Source organism: Leisingera sp. JC11 (genome assembly GCF_040704725.1).
In the GTDB taxonomy this organism is placed as follows: Bacteria; Pseudomonadota; Alphaproteobacteria; order Rhodobacterales; family Rhodobacteraceae; genus Leisingera.
This window is the reverse complement of record NZ_JBFCVS010000023.1, coordinates 39,673-53,801: the sequence shown is the minus strand read 5'-3', so window position 1 is coordinate 53,801 and position 14,129 is coordinate 39,673. Positions and strand designations below refer to the sequence as shown.

General features: G+C 62.2%; 24 protein-coding genes. 2 read left to right on the top strand and 22 right to left on the bottom strand.

Annotated features, from left to right (window positions below; all coding sequences use genetic code 11):
• Window positions 1–111: 111 nt before the first annotated feature.
• The 16 genes from AB1A62_RS19205 to AB1A62_RS19130 form a co-directional block, all read right to left on the bottom strand.
• Window positions 112–327, bottom strand: a complete 216-nt coding sequence (locus tag AB1A62_RS19205) for a DUF1127 domain-containing protein (RefSeq protein ID WP_174148067.1) — start codon at window positions 325–327, stop codon at window positions 112–114.
• A gap of 267 nt (window positions 328–594) precedes the next feature.
• On the bottom strand, window positions 595–807 hold the full coding sequence (locus AB1A62_RS19200; RefSeq protein ID WP_366663082.1) for a DUF1127 domain-containing protein: 213 nt from the start codon (window positions 805–807) through the stop codon (window positions 595–597).
• A gap of 249 nt (window positions 808–1,056) precedes the next feature.
• Window positions 1,057–1,245 carry a 50S ribosomal protein L30 gene (rpmD, locus tag AB1A62_RS19195; protein WP_019298002.1) on the bottom strand — a complete coding sequence of 63 codons (189 nt, stop codon included), beginning with the start codon at window positions 1,243–1,245 and terminating at the stop codon, window positions 1,057–1,059.
• Between the two features lie 13 nt (window positions 1,246–1,258).
• On the bottom strand, window positions 1,259–1,828 hold the full coding sequence (gene rpsE / locus AB1A62_RS19190; protein WP_366663081.1) for a 30S ribosomal protein S5: 570 nt from the start codon (window positions 1,826–1,828) through the stop codon (window positions 1,259–1,261).
• Between the two features lie 114 nt (window positions 1,829–1,942).
• A complete protein-coding gene (gene rplR / locus AB1A62_RS19185) occupies window positions 1,943–2,302 on the bottom strand; it encodes a 50S ribosomal protein L18 (protein ID WP_019298000.1) in 360 nt (119 codons plus the stop codon).
• A gap of 11 nt (window positions 2,303–2,313) precedes the next feature.
• The gene (rplF, locus tag AB1A62_RS19180) at window positions 2,314–2,847 is read right to left on the bottom strand and encodes a 50S ribosomal protein L6 (RefSeq protein ID WP_039191295.1); all 534 of its coding nucleotides are present in this window, start codon (window positions 2,845–2,847) and stop codon (window positions 2,314–2,316) included.
• Window positions 2,848–2,859: 12 nt separating this feature from the next.
• Window positions 2,860–3,252 (bottom strand): 30S ribosomal protein S8, encoded by a 393-nt coding sequence (rpsH, locus tag AB1A62_RS19175; protein WP_008554600.1) that lies wholly within the window; start codon window positions 3,250–3,252, stop codon window positions 2,860–2,862.
• Between the two features lie 13 nt (window positions 3,253–3,265).
• Window positions 3,266–3,571, bottom strand: coding sequence for a 30S ribosomal protein S14 (gene rpsN, locus AB1A62_RS19170; RefSeq protein ID WP_222480476.1), 306 nt, complete (start codon window positions 3,569–3,571; stop codon window positions 3,266–3,268).
• Window positions 3,572–3,591: 20 nt separating this feature from the next.
• Window positions 3,592–4,155: a 50S ribosomal protein L5 gene (gene rplE / locus AB1A62_RS19165; RefSeq protein ID WP_039152141.1), complete on the bottom strand. Its 564-nt coding sequence runs from the start codon at window positions 4,153–4,155 to the stop codon at window positions 3,592–3,594.
• Complete coding sequence (gene rplX / locus AB1A62_RS19160; RefSeq protein ID WP_019297995.1) at window positions 4,155–4,460, bottom strand: 50S ribosomal protein L24; 306 nt, start codon at window positions 4,458–4,460, stop codon at window positions 4,155–4,157. Before rplX ends, rplE begins: the two co-directional genes overlap by 1 nt.
• Window positions 4,461–4,462: 2 nt before the next feature.
• Window positions 4,463–4,831, bottom strand: coding sequence for a 50S ribosomal protein L14 (gene rplN / locus AB1A62_RS19155; RefSeq protein WP_005621870.1), 369 nt, complete (start codon window positions 4,829–4,831; stop codon window positions 4,463–4,465).
• A 99-nt stretch (window positions 4,832–4,930) separates the two neighbouring features.
• On the bottom strand, window positions 4,931–5,161 hold the full coding sequence (gene rpsQ, locus AB1A62_RS19150; protein WP_174148064.1) for a 30S ribosomal protein S17: 231 nt from the start codon (window positions 5,159–5,161) through the stop codon (window positions 4,931–4,933).
• 11 nt (window positions 5,162–5,172) lie between these two features.
• Window positions 5,173–5,373, bottom strand: a complete 201-nt coding sequence (gene rpmC / locus AB1A62_RS19145; RefSeq protein ID WP_039125973.1) for a 50S ribosomal protein L29 — start codon at window positions 5,371–5,373, stop codon at window positions 5,173–5,175.
• A gap of 212 nt (window positions 5,374–5,585) precedes the next feature.
• Window positions 5,586–6,629, bottom strand: a complete 1,044-nt coding sequence (locus tag AB1A62_RS19140; protein WP_366663080.1) for a succinylglutamate desuccinylase/aspartoacylase family protein — start codon at window positions 6,627–6,629, stop codon at window positions 5,586–5,588.
• Window positions 6,630–6,679: 50 nt separating this feature from the next.
• Complete coding sequence (locus AB1A62_RS19135; protein ID WP_366663079.1) at window positions 6,680–7,042, bottom strand: hypothetical protein; 363 nt, start codon at window positions 7,040–7,042, stop codon at window positions 6,680–6,682.
• A 42-nt stretch (window positions 7,043–7,084) separates the two neighbouring features.
• Entirely contained in the window at window positions 7,085–7,705 is a 621-nt protein-coding gene (locus AB1A62_RS19130) for a 2OG-Fe(II) oxygenase family protein (protein WP_366663078.1), read from the bottom strand.
• Between the two features lie 207 nt (window positions 7,706–7,912).
• Between AB1A62_RS19130 and AB1A62_RS19125 the strand changes: the two genes are divergently transcribed.
• A complete protein-coding gene (locus tag AB1A62_RS19125) occupies window positions 7,913–10,075 on the top strand; it encodes a HAMP domain-containing methyl-accepting chemotaxis protein (RefSeq protein ID WP_366663077.1) in 2,163 nt (720 codons plus the stop codon).
• A gap of 61 nt (window positions 10,076–10,136) precedes the next feature.
• Here AB1A62_RS19125 and AB1A62_RS19120 read toward each other — a convergent pair whose 3' ends face one another.
• Window positions 10,137–10,469 (bottom strand): hypothetical protein, encoded by a 333-nt coding sequence (locus AB1A62_RS19120; protein ID WP_366663076.1) that lies wholly within the window; start codon window positions 10,467–10,469, stop codon window positions 10,137–10,139.
• 414 nt (window positions 10,470–10,883) lie between these two features.
• Here AB1A62_RS19120 and AB1A62_RS19115 point away from each other — a divergent pair, with 414 nt between their 5' ends.
• Window positions 10,884–11,408, top strand: coding sequence for a hypothetical protein (locus AB1A62_RS19115; RefSeq protein ID WP_366663074.1), 525 nt, complete (start codon window positions 10,884–10,886; stop codon window positions 11,406–11,408).
• Between the two features lie 63 nt (window positions 11,409–11,471).
• On the opposite strand, the gene rplP is transcribed toward AB1A62_RS19115, so the two are convergent.
• The 5 genes from rplP to rplB are packed head-to-tail and all read right to left on the bottom strand — an operon-like array spanning window position 11,472 to window position 14,116.
• On the bottom strand, window positions 11,472–11,885 hold the full coding sequence (rplP, locus tag AB1A62_RS19110; protein ID WP_019297988.1) for a 50S ribosomal protein L16: 414 nt from the start codon (window positions 11,883–11,885) through the stop codon (window positions 11,472–11,474).
• 12 nt (window positions 11,886–11,897) lie between these two features.
• Window positions 11,898–12,608 carry a 30S ribosomal protein S3 gene (rpsC, locus tag AB1A62_RS19105; RefSeq protein WP_019297987.1) on the bottom strand — a complete coding sequence of 237 codons (711 nt, stop codon included), beginning with the start codon at window positions 12,606–12,608 and terminating at the stop codon, window positions 11,898–11,900.
• The gene (gene rplV, locus AB1A62_RS19100) at window positions 12,608–12,988 is read right to left on the bottom strand and encodes a 50S ribosomal protein L22 (protein ID WP_008557868.1); all 381 of its coding nucleotides are present in this window, start codon (window positions 12,986–12,988) and stop codon (window positions 12,608–12,610) included. The genes rpsC and rplV overlap by 1 nt, the downstream gene beginning before the upstream one ends.
• A 3-nt stretch (window positions 12,989–12,991) precedes the next feature.
• Entirely contained in the window at window positions 12,992–13,270 is a 279-nt protein-coding gene (gene rpsS, locus AB1A62_RS19095; RefSeq protein ID WP_008554066.1) for a 30S ribosomal protein S19, read from the bottom strand.
• A gap of 3 nt (window positions 13,271–13,273) precedes the next feature.
• Window positions 13,274–14,116: a 50S ribosomal protein L2 gene (gene rplB, locus AB1A62_RS19090; protein WP_019297986.1), complete on the bottom strand. Its 843-nt coding sequence runs from the start codon at window positions 14,114–14,116 to the stop codon at window positions 13,274–13,276.
• Between the last annotated feature and the right edge of the window lie 13 nt (window positions 14,117–14,129).

The following is a 14,129-nucleotide window of genomic DNA, read 5'->3' as shown; positions in this document are numbered from 1 at the left end:
GGCGGGGGGGGGTGCTGAACCTGAAAACAAAAACGCCCCCGCCGGTGTGGCGGGGGCGCCTTTGGGCCAGGCGTTCGGAGAGGGAGGAGGATCCGTCAGCCGGCCGGGAGATCACTTGCCGTAGACGTGCTCGCGGGCGGCGCCGGGAATGGCGCAGCGGCTGAGGCCGATGTCGGCCAGATCGCGGGCCGAGAGCGCGCGCAGCGCGTGGACGGTCTGCCGGTATTCGCGGCGCAGCTGCCAGTTCCGGATCAGGCCGGACACGATGCCTGCCAGGCGGGCGGGGATGCCGGCGGAAACCGGCGCGGTGAGAGTCGAATAAGCCATTGTTCTTGTTCCTTCGCAGCGCTGCCGGAGCGTGCCTCCGGCGCGTCGCTTGATCTGTTCGTCTGAGGTGAACGGGAGATAAGGATGGCCCGGCGGAGGTGCAACGGGCGCTTTGGTCTGGCGGCTATGCCGGGCACGCATAGCACAAATGCGTGAGGGATCTTGAAAGCCGGCAAAAGAAAACGCCCCCGCCCCGGATGGGGCAGAGGCGCTTTGGCCCGGGCATGAAGAGGAGGAGGAGAGGAGCGCCCGGGAGAAAGGGAATTCTTAGCCGTAGACGTGCTGGCGCGCGATGTCGGCGATGTCGCTGCGGCGGACGCCGATGTCGGACAGCTCGTGGTCGCTCAGCGCGTCCAGCTCATTGTAGGTGCGCTGGAATTCGCGGGCTTTTGCCCAGGAGTCGATCAGGCCTTCAACGGAAGCGCGGATACGGGCGGTGAGGCTGTGGCCGGTGTGTGCAGCGGAGATAACATGTGCCATCGTTCAGGTCCTTGTCTCTGAAGCCGGGCCTATTCCCGGCGGTCTGTGTTTTGGTCTTTTGCTGTGACACCGAGATAGGACCGGGGCCTGAGTCGAACAACTGACGCAACCGGCAAGCCGCTATGCACGCGCTGCAAGTGGCTTGTTGCCGGGTTAACCGCCCTTTCCGCCACTAGAACGCGCTCCGCAAACGAAAAACGCCCCCGGTTTCCCGGAGGCGTTTTCCAAAGTCAGTGCTCGAAAAGGGGCTTAGCCGCGCTCTTCGATGATCTGAACCAGGTGCGGGATCGAGTTGACCATGCCGCGCACGGAGGGGGTGTCCTCCAGTTCGCGGGTCTTGTGCATCTTGTTCAGGCCCAGGCCAACCAGGGTTGCGCGCTGTTTGGCGGGGCGGCGGATCGGCGAGCCGATCTGCTTGACGACGATGGTTTTTGCCATGTCTCTCTACTCCTTACACTTCAGCTTCGGCAGCTGCCGGTGCGTCGTCCCGCTTGGGCAGGATGTCGGCGACCTTTTTGCCGCGGCGCTGAGCCACCGAGCGCGGGCTCTGCTCTTTCTGCAGGCCGTTCAGGGTGGCGCGGATCATGTTGTAGGGGTTCTGCGAACCGATCGACTTGGAGACCACGTCCTTGATGCCCAGCATCTCGAACACGGCACGCATCGGGCCGCCCGCGATGATACCGGTACCTTCCGGTGCGGTCCGCATCACAACTTTGCCTGCGCCGTGACGGCCGGACATGTCGTGGTGCAGGGTGCGGCCTTCTTTCAGCGGCACGCGGATCATCTGGCGCTTCGCCTGCTCGGTCGCCTTGCGGATCGCCTCGGGCACTTCTTTCGCCTTGCCCTTGCCAAAGCCGACGCGGCCTTTCTGGTCGCCAACGACAACCAGGGCTGCGAAGCCAAAGCGCTTACCGCCTTTTACGGTTTTCGACACGCGGTTGATCGCGACCAGGCGATCTGCAAATTCCGGTGCCTCTTCACGCTCGCGGCGGGGGCCGCGGCGGTTTTCACGTTCTGCCATCAGGCATTCCTTTCATAGGGCGCCAGGCGCCTGTTCTATCAATCCTTGGTGAACCCGGAACAGGTCCGGTCTCCCGGATCATCGGGGCAGCCCCAAGAGGCTGCCCGCATGGGATTAGATCTTCAGGCCGCCTTCACGCGCAGCGTCGGCCAGAGCCTTCACCTTGCCGTGGAACAGGAAGCCGCCGCGGTCGAAGTAGGCTTCGGTCACGCCAGCCGCTTTTGCGCGCTCGGCGATCGCTGCACCAACTTTGGACGCTGCGTCGATGTTGTTCTTGCCGACAACACCGAGATCTTTTTCCAGGGTCGACGCTGCTGCCAGGGTCACACCGCGCAGGTCGTCGATCAGCTGAACAGAGATGTTCTTGTTCGAACGGTGCACGGACAGACGCGGACGGCCCGCGTTCACTTTGCGAAGCTTGTTCCGGACGCGCAGCCGGCGCTTCAGAAACAGGGTACGTTTGCTGTTTGCCATTTTGCTGGTCCTTACTTCTTCTTGCCTTCCTTGCGGAAGATGAACTCGCCCTTGTAGCGGATGCCCTTGCCTTTGTACGGCTCGGGACGGCGCCAGTCGCGGATTTTCGCCGCCACTTCGCCCACCTGCTGCTGGTCGATACCTTCCACAACGATTTCAGTCTGCTTCGGTGCGGTGATGGTGATGCCATCGGGTGCAACGAAGTCGACGTCGTGGCTGTAGCCCAGGTTCAGCTTCAGGGTGTTGCCCTGCATCTGAGCCCGGTAACCCACACCCTGGATCTCCAGCTCTTTCTTGAAGCCCTGGGTCACACCGGTCACGAGGTTGGCCACCTGAGTGCGGGACATGCCCCACTGCTGACGGGCACGCTTGGACTTGCCGCGCGGCTCGATGGTGACAACGTTGTCGTTCACGGAGAGGGTGACGTCGTCGGTTGCGGTGAAGGTGCGGGCGCCTTTCGGGCCTTTCACTTCGATGGTCTGGCCGGACACAGAGGCGGAGACGCCGCTGGGCAGTTCGACCGGTTTCTTACCAATACGGGACATTGCGAGGCCTCCTTAGAAGACGGTGCAAAGCACTTCGCCGCCAACGTTGGCTGCGCGTGCGTTTGCGTCCGACATCACACCCTTGGGGGTGGAGACAATCGACACGCCCAGGCCCTGGCGGACCGACGGGATGTCATTGACGCCCATGTAAACGCGGCGGCCGGGCTTGGAGACCCGCTTGAGCTCGCGAATGACAGGTTCGCCGTCGAAGTATTTCAGGCTGATTTCGATGGCCGGGTGGCCATTTTCACCAGTGGTTTTCTCATAACCGCGGATGTAGCCCTCGTCTGCCAGCACGTCCAGCACCCATGCCCGCAGCTTGGAAGCCGGGGTCATGACGGTGGATTTGCCGCGCATCTGAGAGTTACGGATACGGGTGAGCATATCGCCGATAGGATCGTTCATATCAGTCTCTCCCTTACCAGCTCGATTTCACCAGGCCGGGGATCTGACCAGCAGAGCCCAGCTCGCGCAGCGCGATACGGCTGATCTTCAGCTTACGGTAGTAAGCGTGCGGACGGCCGGTCAGCTGGCAACGGTTGTGCAGACGGGTTGCCGACGAGTTGCGCGGCAGTTTCGCCAGTTTCAGACGCGCCTTGAAGCGCTCTTCCATCGGGCGAGATTCGTCGTTTGCGATTTCTTTCAGCTCGGCACGCTTTGCGGCGTACTTTGCCACCAGGCGCTCGCGCTTCTTCTCGCGTTCGATCATGCTTTTCTTAGCCATGGTCTCTATCCTTCCCGCGCTTAGCTGTTGAAGGGCATGTTGAAAGCTTTCAACAGCGCCTTTGCTTCCGCGTCGGTTTTCGCGGTGGTGGCGATCACGATGTCCATGCCCCAGGCTTCATCGATCTTGTCAAAGTCGATTTCCGGGAACACGATGTGCTCTTTCAGGCCCATGGCATAGTTGCCGCGGCCGTCGAAGGAGGTGCCCGAAACACCGCGGAAGTCGCGGATACGGGGCATCGCAATGGTGATCAGACGGTCGAGGAATTCGTACATCCGGTCACCGCGCAGGGTCACCTTGGCGCCCATCGGCATGCCTTCGCGAACGCGGAAGCCGGCGATGGAGTTCTTTGCCACGGTGGTCAGAGCCTTCTGGCCCGCGATCGCGGTCAGGTCGGCCTGGGCGGATTTGGCTTTCTTGCTGTCTTTGACAGCAGCACGGCCGCAGCCGATGTTCAGAACGATTTTCTCCAGCTTCGGGAGCATCATGTCGTTCTTGTAGCCGAACTCTTCTTTCAGGGCGCCACGGATGGTGTCCTTGTAGAGAGTTTTCAGGCGCGGGGTGTAGGTTGCAGCGTCAAGCATCAGACAGTCTCCCCGGTGGTCTTGGCGAAGCGCACCTTCTTGCCGTCTTCCTCGCGGAAGCCGACGCGGGTTGCTTTGCCGTTGCTGTCCAGCAGTGCCAGGTTCGACAGGTCGATCGGCAGTGCCTTGGGCAGACGGCCGCCCTGGCTGTTTTGGGTCTGGCGGGTGTGGCGGATGGCCATGTTCACGCCTTCGACGACGGCTTTGCCGGCTTTCGGGTCAACGGAAGCAATGGTGCCTTCCTTGCCCTTATCGCGGCCTGCCAGCACGACGACCTTGTCGCCTTTACGGAGTTTCGCAGCCATGATTACAGCACCTCCGGAGCCAGCGAGATGATCTTCATGAAGTTCTTCGCGCGCAGTTCACGAACAACCGGGCCAAAGATACGGGTACCGACCGGCTCGTTGTTGTTGTTCAGGATGACAGCTGCGTTCCGGTCAAAACGGATCGCGGTGCCGTCTTCGCGGCGGACTTCTTTGGCGGTGCGCACGACAACGGCCTTACGGACGTCGCCTTTTTTCACGCGGCCGCGCGGGATGGCTTCTTTAACCGAGACGACGATGATGTCGCCAACGGAAGCGTATTTACGCTTGGAGCCACCCAGAACCTTGATGCACTGAACTCGGCGGGCGCCGGAGTTGTCAGCAACATCCAGATTTGTTTGCATCTGGATCATGTGGTTTCTCCCGACCTATGGGGCAGCGATGCGTGCTGGTATCCCCCAGGGTTTCGACTGACTGTTAAGTCTAGCCGCCAGGAGTCTCGGATGAGACTCTTAGGCTTCCAGAACTTCCCAGCGTTTCGTTTTCGATTTCGGCGCGCATTCGATGATGCGTACGGTGTCGCCGACCTTGAAAGCGTTCTTTTCATCGTGAGCCCGGTATTTCTTGGACTTACGGATGGTTTTCTTCAGAACCGGGTGCGTGAAGCGGCGTTCAACCGAGACGGTGATGGTCTGGGCGTTTGCGTCGCTGGTCACAACGCCTTGCAGGATACGTTTGGGCATTGTGTCGCTCCTTATTCGGCCGCTGCAGCGGCTTTTTCGTTCAGGATGGTCTTGACGCGTGCAGCATTGCGGCGGGCCGCCTTGATGCCTGCGGTCGATTCCAGCTGACCGGTTGCCTGCTGAAAGCGCAGGTTGAAGCTCTCTTTTTTCAGGGATGCGAGCATATCGCGGAGTTCATCCACGGTCTTCTCGCGCAGATCATTGGCGTTCATCGCCTTTGTTCCTTGTCCAAAGCACCAGAAGGCCCCGAGGGTCACCTTGTTACCTGGTGGGTTATGTCAACCGCCCGGAACGGGCAGCAAAAAAGAATCACCTGACCCGGATCCAAGGCGGATTGGGTTCAAGCGATGGGTCCCTATAGAGGAGACGGGGGTGAGGGGCAAGGGAAAGATTGGAGCACCCCAGGACTGCCCGCCAAAGGCGGTCAGATGATCTCATCCTCATCGAACATCGCGGCGCCGTCCAGCTGGGCGTTCAGGCTTTCGATGCGGCTTTCGGCCTCTTCCGGCGTCGCCACTTTTGCGATGTGGAACAGCGCGTCGCCCTCGTTGACGATGGGCATGTTGGCGCGGCCGATGATCAGGCCCGGCTGGCTGGCGGTCAGCTCCATCTCCTCCTCCCCGAAAGGGTCGGCGACGATGCCCAGCACATCGCCCTCCTCCACCATCTCGCCGGTGCTCTTGAAGGCGCGCAGCAGACCGCCTGCGGGCGCGCGCTCCCAGCTGCTGTCGCTGGCCTTGACCGGCACCGCCTCGGCCAGCGGCACGCCGTCCTCGGGGATCATGCCCAGGGCATGCATCACCCGCAGGATGCCCGCGACACCGACGCGGGCGGACTGCTCGTCAAACCGCAGCCCCTCCCCCGCCTCATAGAGCAGGATATCAACACCGGCCTTCTGCGCCTCCTTGCGCAGGGAGCCATCGCGCAAGGACGACCGGATCACCACCGGCGCGCCGAAGGCATCGGCATAACCCAGCGTCTCCTGCGACTTGGGCGACACCCGGATCTGCGGCATATTGGTGCGGTGGATGGCGGCGGAATGCAGGTCGATGCCCAGATCGCAGCGCGCCACCACCTCTGTCATGAACAGATGCGCCAGGCGGCTGGCCAGCGATCCGCCCTCGCTGCCCGGGAAGGAGCGGTTCAGATCGCGCCGGTCCGGCAGGTAGCGGGAGTGGTTGAGGAAGCCGAAGGTGTTGACGATCGGCACCACGATGAGCGTGCCCTTGAGCCGCGAGAACTGGCGGCTGCGCAGCAGGCGGCGGGCGATTTCCACCCCGATCACCTCGTCGCCGTGGATGGCGGCGGAGACAAACAGCGCAGGCCCCTCCTCCGCGCCGTGGATCACATGGGCGGACATGGTGACCGGCGTGTGGTCAGACAGCACGCTCACTGGCAGGTCGACCGTGCGGCGGGTGCCGGGCGGAATGTGGAAGCCGCCGATTTCAAAAGGGGAACGCCGCGCCATCCATACCTCCCGCAGAGTTACTCCGGGAAGCTAGGCGAGTTCCGGGGCTTTTACAATTGCCGCACCGTGTTGAGGATGGTTTCGAACTGCCAGCCGTCCGGGAGCCGGGGGAGCCAGAGGCGGGTCTCTGCCGCATGGATCAACATGGCGCCGCGGAACGTCCTGAGACGCTGGATGTCTTTGATGGCGACCTCACTGCAAGCGCCCTGCTTTTCCACCACCAGCACACGCTGCGTGGTGATAACGTAGGTGGCTGAGCGAAAAGCCCGGTGAACGAACAGCCAGAGCACCAGAGCAATCGGCGCACAAAGGACAACGACCAGAATTTCGGTCAGCGAGGGTGCGATGCGCGCATGGACAGCGTGAACAATCTGCTCGCCCTCCCGAACCGGGATCGGCGCATGGTCATACATTGGCAATGCCCGGTTTGCAGGTGAACCGCAGAGGAGCGCAAATCACTCCCACTTGTAATTGAAGCTCACCGAAATCCGCTCTTCCTCGGCCATGTTCATCGGCACCTCATGGCGCAGCCAGCTTTCCCACAGCAGCACGTCGCCCACGTCAGGCTTCATGTAGATGAATGGCTGCAGCTCGCGCCGGGCGTCCTTGGTGCGGGTGGGCGCCGCCATCATCCGGGCCGAGCGCGGGTCCTCCAGCTTGAGCGCCGAGGCGCCTTCGGGCATCGACACATAGGTGGTGCCGGAGATCACCGAATGCGGGTGCAGGTGGCTGGAGTGGGTGCCGCCCTCGGGCAGGATGTTGATCCAGAGGTCTTCCAGCTTCAGTTCGCGCCCGTCCAGATCGAACTCCAGATCCTTGGCAAAGGCGGCGACGTGCTGGTCCAGCGATTTCACCAGATCGGCAAAGATAGGAAAGCGCCAGGGCAGATCGGTCAGCGAAGCGTAAGAGGTATAGCCGGGATAGCCGTTGTCCTCGCACCAGTCCTGGCCTGCATCGTCGTCGCCGGCGATGACAAGGCAGGAGTTTTCCAGTTCCTGCGCGTCAATCGATGGTCCGTATTCGGACAATTGCGCGCGGTAGAGGCGGGTCACGAAGAGCGATTCAATCTGGGCCATGGCGCCGTCTTAGCGCAGCCCGCAGGCAAGCGCGAGACCCTCACCGAAGCCGGGTCCGGAAAGGCATCCGGCCCGCCTCGCGGGCCAGAGCTGCTGCCGCGCAGAAAAGTTCAATTTTCAATCCTAAAGCTCACGCTGCTTTAACGATTGCGAGCCATCGTGGATCAAAAAACCACCTCCCAAACCACAGAGAAATGGCCCAGTCGCATGAAGCTCAAATTTGCCGTCAGTACTGCTATCCTCTCCATCATCACCCTGGCCGGAGGCCTGATGGCCGTCCTGGCCGGCCTCCTGCTCTATTCGCACAATGTGCGTGACGGGATGCAGCAGCGCGTTGCCGCAATCGAGGCGGTCTACCTGAGCCTTGACGAAATCGAACTTGATTTCCTGATGGCCCGTCGCGCCGAGAAGGATTTCCTGCTGCGCCGGGACGAGAAGTACACGGCCCGCCACGCCGAAACGATGGCCAGGATCAGGACGTCATATGAAACCCTTGGCCGGCTGCTGCCGGAGATTGCGGAACTGTCCGGGTCGGCCCGGCAGCTGAGTGGCATCGGCACCGCTATTGATGCCTATGAAGCCAGCTTCGGCGCATTGGCCGGCAGCAACATCCGGCTGGGGCTGGATGAAAACAGCGGCCTGGAGGGGCAGCTGCGCACCGCGGTCAAGAATGCCGAGGGCACGCTGAAGACGCTGGATCAGCCGGTCATGCAGGTGAAGATGCTGATGATGCGGCGGCATGAAAAGGACTTCATCATGCGTCAGGCGCCGAAATACCTGGACCGCCTGAACGCCCGGGTGGAAGAGTTCCAGGCCTTTCCGGCCAGCTATTATGACAGCGCCGCCCAGCAGAAGGAGATCCTGGGGCTGATGGAAACCTACCAGAAGTCCTTTGCCGCCTATGTCGCGGAGTCGCTGCAGGAAAAGCAGCTGCGCAAGGAGGTGTCCGGCCACTATGCCGATGCCGAACCGCTGCTGGCTGCAGTCCATGAAGAGGTGCGCGCGCTGCTGGATCAGGTGCGGGCCCAGGGGGAGACCGTGAGCGCCGAGGCCCGGTCCAACGCCCTGCGGGCGGCCATCGGCGGTTCGGTGCTGTTCGTGGCGGTGGCCTTGCTCATGGCGCGCAGCATCGCCCGGCCGCTCAAGCGCGTTGACATCGCTCTGAAAAAAATGATGCAGAACGATTTCAGCGCCGAGATCCCCCAGACCCGCATCCGTGAAATATCGGCAATTGCCGGCGCAGTCGGCGACTTCCGCGATGCGGAAGCCGCCAAACAGCAGCTGACAGAAGAGATTTCCGGCGTCATCGCCGCCTGCGGCCGGGGCGACTTCTCGCGCCGTATCGCGGCCGGCGGCGGCCGCGACGGCGGGCTGGGCAACGGCGTCAACATGATCGGCGAAGTCGCGGAGAAAGGCCTGGGCGATGTTCTGACAGTGCTGGATGCACTCGCCGAGGGCGATCTGACCCGGCGCATGCCGGCCGGCCAGCAGGGCGTGTTCAAGGATATCTCCGCCGCCATCGACAACCTTGCCGGCAGCCTTGATGCCATTGTCCGGCAGCTGGCAGGCAGCAGCGAGACGCTGAACGACACCTCGCAGGAAATCGCCTCTTCGGTCGCCGATGCCTCGCAGCGCGGCGAATCCTCTGCCGCGGCGCTGGAGGAAACCGCGGCGGCGCTGCAGACGGTGCACGACACGGTTCAGGATACCGCCGGCAGCGCACAGGAGGCCCGCCAATTCGTCAATGACGCCCAAACCAAGGCGGAAGCCACCCGCGAGGTTGCCGAACAGACCGTCGCCGCCATGCAGCGCATCAAGGACTCCTCCGATGCCATTTCGAAGATCACCAGCCTGATCGACGACGTGGCCTTCCAGACCAACCTGCTGGCGCTCAACGCGGGGGTGGAGGCCGCCCGGGCGGGCGAAGCCGGCCGCGGGTTTGCGGTGGTTGCCTCGGAAGTGCGCGCGCTGGCGCAGCGGTCTTCGGACGCGGCCAAGGAAATCAGCGCGCTGATCAACAGCAGCCAGGCCGAAGTGACCGGCGGGGTGGAGCTGGTGGATGCCGCGGGCGAGGCGCTGGCGGCCATCCTTCAGACCGTCACCCAGGCGGCAGGGAAGGTGAACGAGATCGCCGAGAACACCACCGAACAGGCCAACAGCATTTCGGAGGTGAATGTGGCGCTGGAAGCGCTGGACAAGGATTCCCAGCGCAGTGCCGCCATGCTGGAGGAGACCGCAGCGGCAGGGCAGATGCTGCGGGACGAGGCCGCCAGCCTGACCCGCGCCATCGCCGGATTCCGCCTTGACCCCGGCGCACCGGCGGCGGCGGAAACGGGCTTGGCCGCCGCAGACCCGGCCCGCGCCGCCTGACGCGGCCCCTGCGCCGGGCCCGCGCGGGTCCGGTGCAGCACGCCTGCCGGGGGAGCCTGTTTCAGCCGTCGACCACCGTCATCGGGCAGCCCCGGTGCGCATTCGGCATCCCCACATGATGCGGGTTCTGCACCAGGTACCAGACCGGCGCATACCCCGGCGCCTGCGTGCGCGAATAGGTGCAGCCGTCCGGCGAGGTCCAATGCGCCGCCCGGCCGTCGCGCGACACGCTTCCCTGAGAGGTGAAGCTGTTCACAATATCCCGTTTCGCCACCGGGTTCCGGTAGTTGGTTGCGGGGCCGTACATATTCGACAGGTCGTTGCGGTCAAATTCCACGGCACCGCAGGCCGGCAGGCCTAAGCACAGAGTTGCAGGCACAATCAGACGTAACATTGGCTGTCCTCGCACTGAAATCACACACCAGTCCGGCCAGCGTCCGCAATGCGATTTTCCACTACAGGATGAAAGAGGCGCGCCGGAACAATCAAAGGGTAAAGCCTGGAACAAAGCCTGTACATTCGGTTAACATCCGGCAATCGCCTAAAATCCATGGCACTTCGCCCGGAATGAGGCCCGTTTGCAGGGCAGATTGCCGCCCGCTACCGTCGCCCCGTTACCAGAAGGCTGATTAATTTGGATACACCGCCGTTCTTTTACCCAGACAAGGACGAAACACCCTACCGGCAGTAGTTTTCCGGTAAGTTTGACTTTGTTTATGTCGCCCTGAACCCCTTTTTGAGGCTTCCCGGCCACCCGCCCTGGAAGAACGGTGACTGGACACCAGAGAGCGCCGTTAAGGCCGCCAAGATGCAGGGGCCATCCTGCGGCGTGTCCTGGCAGGAGATCGCGGACCTTTGCGGCTTCCCCTCCATCCGGCACGTCAACCGCACGATCCGCCTCACCGGGTCAAGACGCCTGTCACCTGAATTCGCTTGCCCCGGCGACACTGAAAGGATGCTGGAGGTCTGCACCTCCCGCAGCATCTACCCGCCAGACGAGGGCCGTGCATCCCCACTGCTCGAGCTTGCCATGGGCACCTTCCTCCGGGAGCTTGGCCACGACTACGTCACGGCTGCCGGTCACTTCGGGGTTTCCCGATCCTCGCTGCTGGCGCGGGACCTGCTGGACAGGCAGCAGGAGTGCGATTGGGTCGAATTGTGGCCGGAAGACAAGTCGCTCTACTGCACGATCTACATCGACTATCATTACTACCTGATCTGCCAAACCAGCGGGAGCTGGCAGCAAGCCAGGCCTGAAGACTACTTCGAAGGCTTTTATGCCGGCGCAGAAACCTGTGATTTCTGGGGCGTTGGGGATTTCACTTCTCCCTGACCGCACAACGAAAAACCCCCGCCGATTGCTCAGCGGGGGTCTTTGATCTTGTCAGAACCGGGCTTACCAGTCTTCGCGGACCACGACGCGGGTCTTGACCGGCAGCTTCATCGCCGCCAGGCGCAGGGCCTCGCGTGCGATTTCATCGCTGACGCCGTCGATCTCGAACATCACGCGGCCAGGCTTAACCTTGGCTGCCCAGTAGTCCACGGAGCCTTTACCTTTACCCATACGGACTTCGGTCGGCTTCGAGGTCACCGGAGTGTCCGGGAAGATACGGATCCAAACACGGCCCTGACGCTTCATGTGGCGGGTCATGGCGCGGCGGGCAGCTTCGATCTGGCGTGCAGTCACACGCTCAGGCTGGGTCGCCTTCAGGCCATAGGTGCCGAAGTTCAGGTCGGAACCGCCTTTTGCCAGGCCGTGGATCCGGCCCTTGTGCATCTTGCGGAATTTAGTGCGCTTTGGCTGAAGCATCTCAAATCCTCCTTAGCGACGGCCGCCACCAGCACCACGGGGTGCAGGGCCGTCCTGGATTTCTTGTGCTTTACGGTCACGCGCCGAAGGATCGTGCTCCATGATCTCGCCTTTGAAGATCCAGACCTTGATCCCGATGATCCCGTAGGGGGTCATCGCTTCGGAGTGTGCGTAATCGATGTCGGCACGCAGGGTGTGCAGCGGCACGCGGCCCTCACGGTACCATTCGGTACGCGCGATTTCCGCACCGCCCAGACGGCCAGCGACGTTCACCCGGATACCCAGGGCGCCCATGCGCATAGCGTTCTGCACGGCCCGTTTCATGGCACGGCGGAAGGACACACGGCGCTCCAGCTGCTGAGCGATGGACTCGCCGACCAGCTGAGCGTCCAGTTCCGGCTTGCGCACTTCAACGATGTTGAGGTGCAGCTCGGAGTCGGTCATCTTGGCAATCTTCTTGCGCAGGACTTCGATGTCCGCGCCTTTCTTGCCGATGATGACGCCCGGACGGGCGGTGTGAATGGTCACGCGGCATTTCTTGTGCGGGCGTTCGATGATGACGCGCGCAATGCCAGCCTGCTTGCATTCTTCCTTGATGAACTCGCGGATTTTCAGGTCCTCGAGCAGCAGATCACCGTAGTCTTTGGTGTCGGCGTACCAGCGGCTGTCCCAGGTGCGGTTGACCTGAAGGCGCATGCCGATCGGATTGACTTTCTGACCCATTAGGCTTGCTCCTCAACTTGACGCACCTTGATGGTGATCTCCGCGAACGGCTTCAGGATTTTGCCGAACCGGCCACGGGCACGCGGACGGCCGCGCTTCATGGTCAGGTTCTTGCCAACCCATGCCTCGGCGACGATCAGCTCATCGACGTCCAGGTTGTGGTTGTTTTCAGCATTCGCGATGGCAGACTGAAGGCATTTCTTCACGTCCTGCGCGATCCGCTTGTTGGAGAAAGTCAGGTCGGTCAGGGCCTTCTCGACTTTCTTGCCGCGGATCATCTGAGCCACCAGGTTCAGTTTCTGCGGGGAGGTACGGAGCATGCGCAGTTTTGCCATTGCTTCGTTGTCTGCCACGCGGCGGGGGTTCTTTTCCTTGCCCATGACTTACTTCCGCTTCGCTTTTTTGTCTGCGGCATGGCCATAATAGGTGCGGGTCGGCGAGTATTCACCGAACTTCTGACCGATCATGTCTTCCGAGACGTTGACGGGGATATGCTTCTGGCCGTTGTACACACCAAAGGTCAGGCCGACGAACTGCGGCAGGATGGTGGAACGGCGCGACCAGATCTTGATCACTTCATTGCGGCCCGATTCACGCGCTGCTTCGGCCTTTTTCAGGACGTAAGCATCAACGAAGGGGCCCTTCCATACGGAACGTGCCATGGATTAGCGGCCTTTCTTCTTGGCGTGGCGCGAGCGAACGATGAGCTTCTGCGACGCCTTGTTTTTGTTGCGGGTCCGTTTGCCCTTGGTCGGTTTGCCCCAGGGGGTCACCGGGTGGCGGCCACCGGAGGTCCGGCCTTCACCACCGCCGTGGGGGTGGTCGATCGGGTTCATGACGACACCACGCACGGAAGGACGCTTGCCCTTGTGGCGCATACGGCCGGCTTTACCGAAGTTCTGGTTCGAGTTGTCCGGGTTCGACACGGCACCGACGGTAGCCATGCACTCCTGACGGACCAGGCGCAGTTCGCCCGAGGACAGGCGGATCTGAGCGTAACCGCCGTCACGGCCAACGAACTGAGCGTAGGTACCGGCTGCACGGGCGATCTGGCCGCCTTTGCCGGGCTTCATTTCGATGTTGTGAACGATGGTACCGATCGGCATGCCCGAGAACGGCATTGCGTTGCCCGGCTTGATGTCGGCTTTTGCAGACGCGACAACCTTGTCGCCAACAGCCAGACGCTGCGGCGCCAGGATGTAGGCTTGCTCGCCGTCTTCGTATTTGATCAGCGCGATGAATGCGGTCCGGTTCGGGTCGTATTCGATCCGCTCAACGGTGGCCGCTACATCAAATTTGTTCCGTTTGAAGTCAACGATCCGGTAGAGGCGCTTCGCGCCGCCGCCACGGCGGCGTGCAGTGATCCGTCCGGTGTTGTTCCGGCCGCCCGATTTGGTCAGGCCCTCAGTGAGGGATTTGACCGGACGCCCTTTCCAAAGCTCCGAACGGTCGATCAGAACCAGCCCACGCTGGCCCGGCGTCGTCGGTTTATACGACTTGAGTGCCATGCTTTCTGTCTTC

Coding starts and splice junctions, on each gene's coding strand:
- AB1A62_RS19130 (WP_366663078.1), bottom strand. CDS start 7,705: ATGGCCCAGATTGAATCGCTCTTCGTGACCCGCCTCTACCGCGCGCAA.
- AB1A62_RS19205 (WP_174148067.1), bottom strand. CDS start 327: ATGGCTTATTCGACTCTCACCGCGCCGGTTTCCGCCGGCATCCCCGCC.
- rpsN (WP_222480476.1), bottom strand. CDS start 3,571: ATGGCTAAGAAAAGCATGATCGAACGCGAGAAGAAGCGCGAGCGCCTG.
- AB1A62_RS19135 (WP_366663079.1), bottom strand. CDS start 7,042: ATGTATGACCATGCGCCGATCCCGGTTCGGGAGGGCGAGCAGATTGTT.
- rpmD (WP_019298002.1), bottom strand. CDS start 1,245: ATGGCAAAAACCATCGTCGTCAAGCAGATCGGCTCGCCGATCCGCCGC.
- rplP (WP_019297988.1), bottom strand. CDS start 11,885: ATGCTTCAGCCAAAGCGCACTAAATTCCGCAAGATGCACAAGGGCCGG.
- rplR (WP_019298000.1), bottom strand. CDS start 2,302: ATGGCAAACAGCAAACGTACCCTGTTTCTGAAGCGCCGGCTGCGCGTC.
- rplB (WP_019297986.1), bottom strand. CDS start 14,116: ATGGCACTCAAGTCGTATAAACCGACGACGCCGGGCCAGCGTGGGCTG.
- rplV (WP_008557868.1), bottom strand. CDS start 12,988: ATGGGCAAGGAAAAGAACCCCCGCCGCGTGGCAGACAACGAAGCAATG.
- rplX (WP_019297995.1), bottom strand. CDS start 4,460: ATGGCTGCGAAACTCCGTAAAGGCGACAAGGTCGTCGTGCTGGCAGGC.
- rpsE (WP_366663081.1), bottom strand. CDS start 1,828: ATGGCAGAACGTGAAAACCGCCGCGGCCCCCGCCGCGAGCGTGAAGAG.
- rplF (WP_039191295.1), bottom strand. CDS start 2,847: ATGTCCCGTATTGGTAAGAAACCGGTCGAACTGCCCAGCGGCGTCTCC.
- rplN (WP_005621870.1), bottom strand. CDS start 4,831: ATGATCCAGATGCAAACAAATCTGGATGTTGCTGACAACTCCGGCGCC.
- rpsS (WP_008554066.1), bottom strand. CDS start 13,270: ATGGCACGTTCCGTATGGAAGGGCCCCTTCGTTGATGCTTACGTCCTG.
- AB1A62_RS19200 (WP_366663082.1), bottom strand. CDS start 807: ATGGCACATGTTATCTCCGCTGCACACACCGGCCACAGCCTCACCGCC.
- rpsC (WP_019297987.1), bottom strand. CDS start 12,608: ATGGGTCAGAAAGTCAATCCGATCGGCATGCGCCTTCAGGTCAACCGC.
- AB1A62_RS19140 (WP_366663080.1), bottom strand. CDS start 6,629: ATGGCGCGGCGTTCCCCTTTTGAAATCGGCGGCTTCCACATTCCGCCC.
- AB1A62_RS19115 (WP_366663074.1), top strand. CDS start 10,884: ATGCAGGGGCCATCCTGCGGCGTGTCCTGGCAGGAGATCGCGGACCTT.
- rpsH (WP_008554600.1), bottom strand. CDS start 3,252: ATGAACGATCCTATCGGCGATATGCTCACCCGTATCCGTAACTCTCAG.
- AB1A62_RS19120 (WP_366663076.1), bottom strand. CDS start 10,469: ATGTTACGTCTGATTGTGCCTGCAACTCTGTGCTTAGGCCTGCCGGCC.
- AB1A62_RS19125 (WP_366663077.1), top strand. CDS start 7,913: ATGAAGCTCAAATTTGCCGTCAGTACTGCTATCCTCTCCATCATCACC.
- rpmC (WP_039125973.1), bottom strand. CDS start 5,373: ATGAACGCCAATGATCTGCGCGAGAAGACCGTGGATGAACTCCGCGAT.
- rplE (WP_039152141.1), bottom strand. CDS start 4,155: ATGCTTGACGCTGCAACCTACACCCCGCGCCTGAAAACTCTCTACAAG.
- rpsQ (WP_174148064.1), bottom strand. CDS start 5,161: ATGCCCAAACGTATCCTGCAAGGCGTTGTGACCAGCGACGCAAACGCC.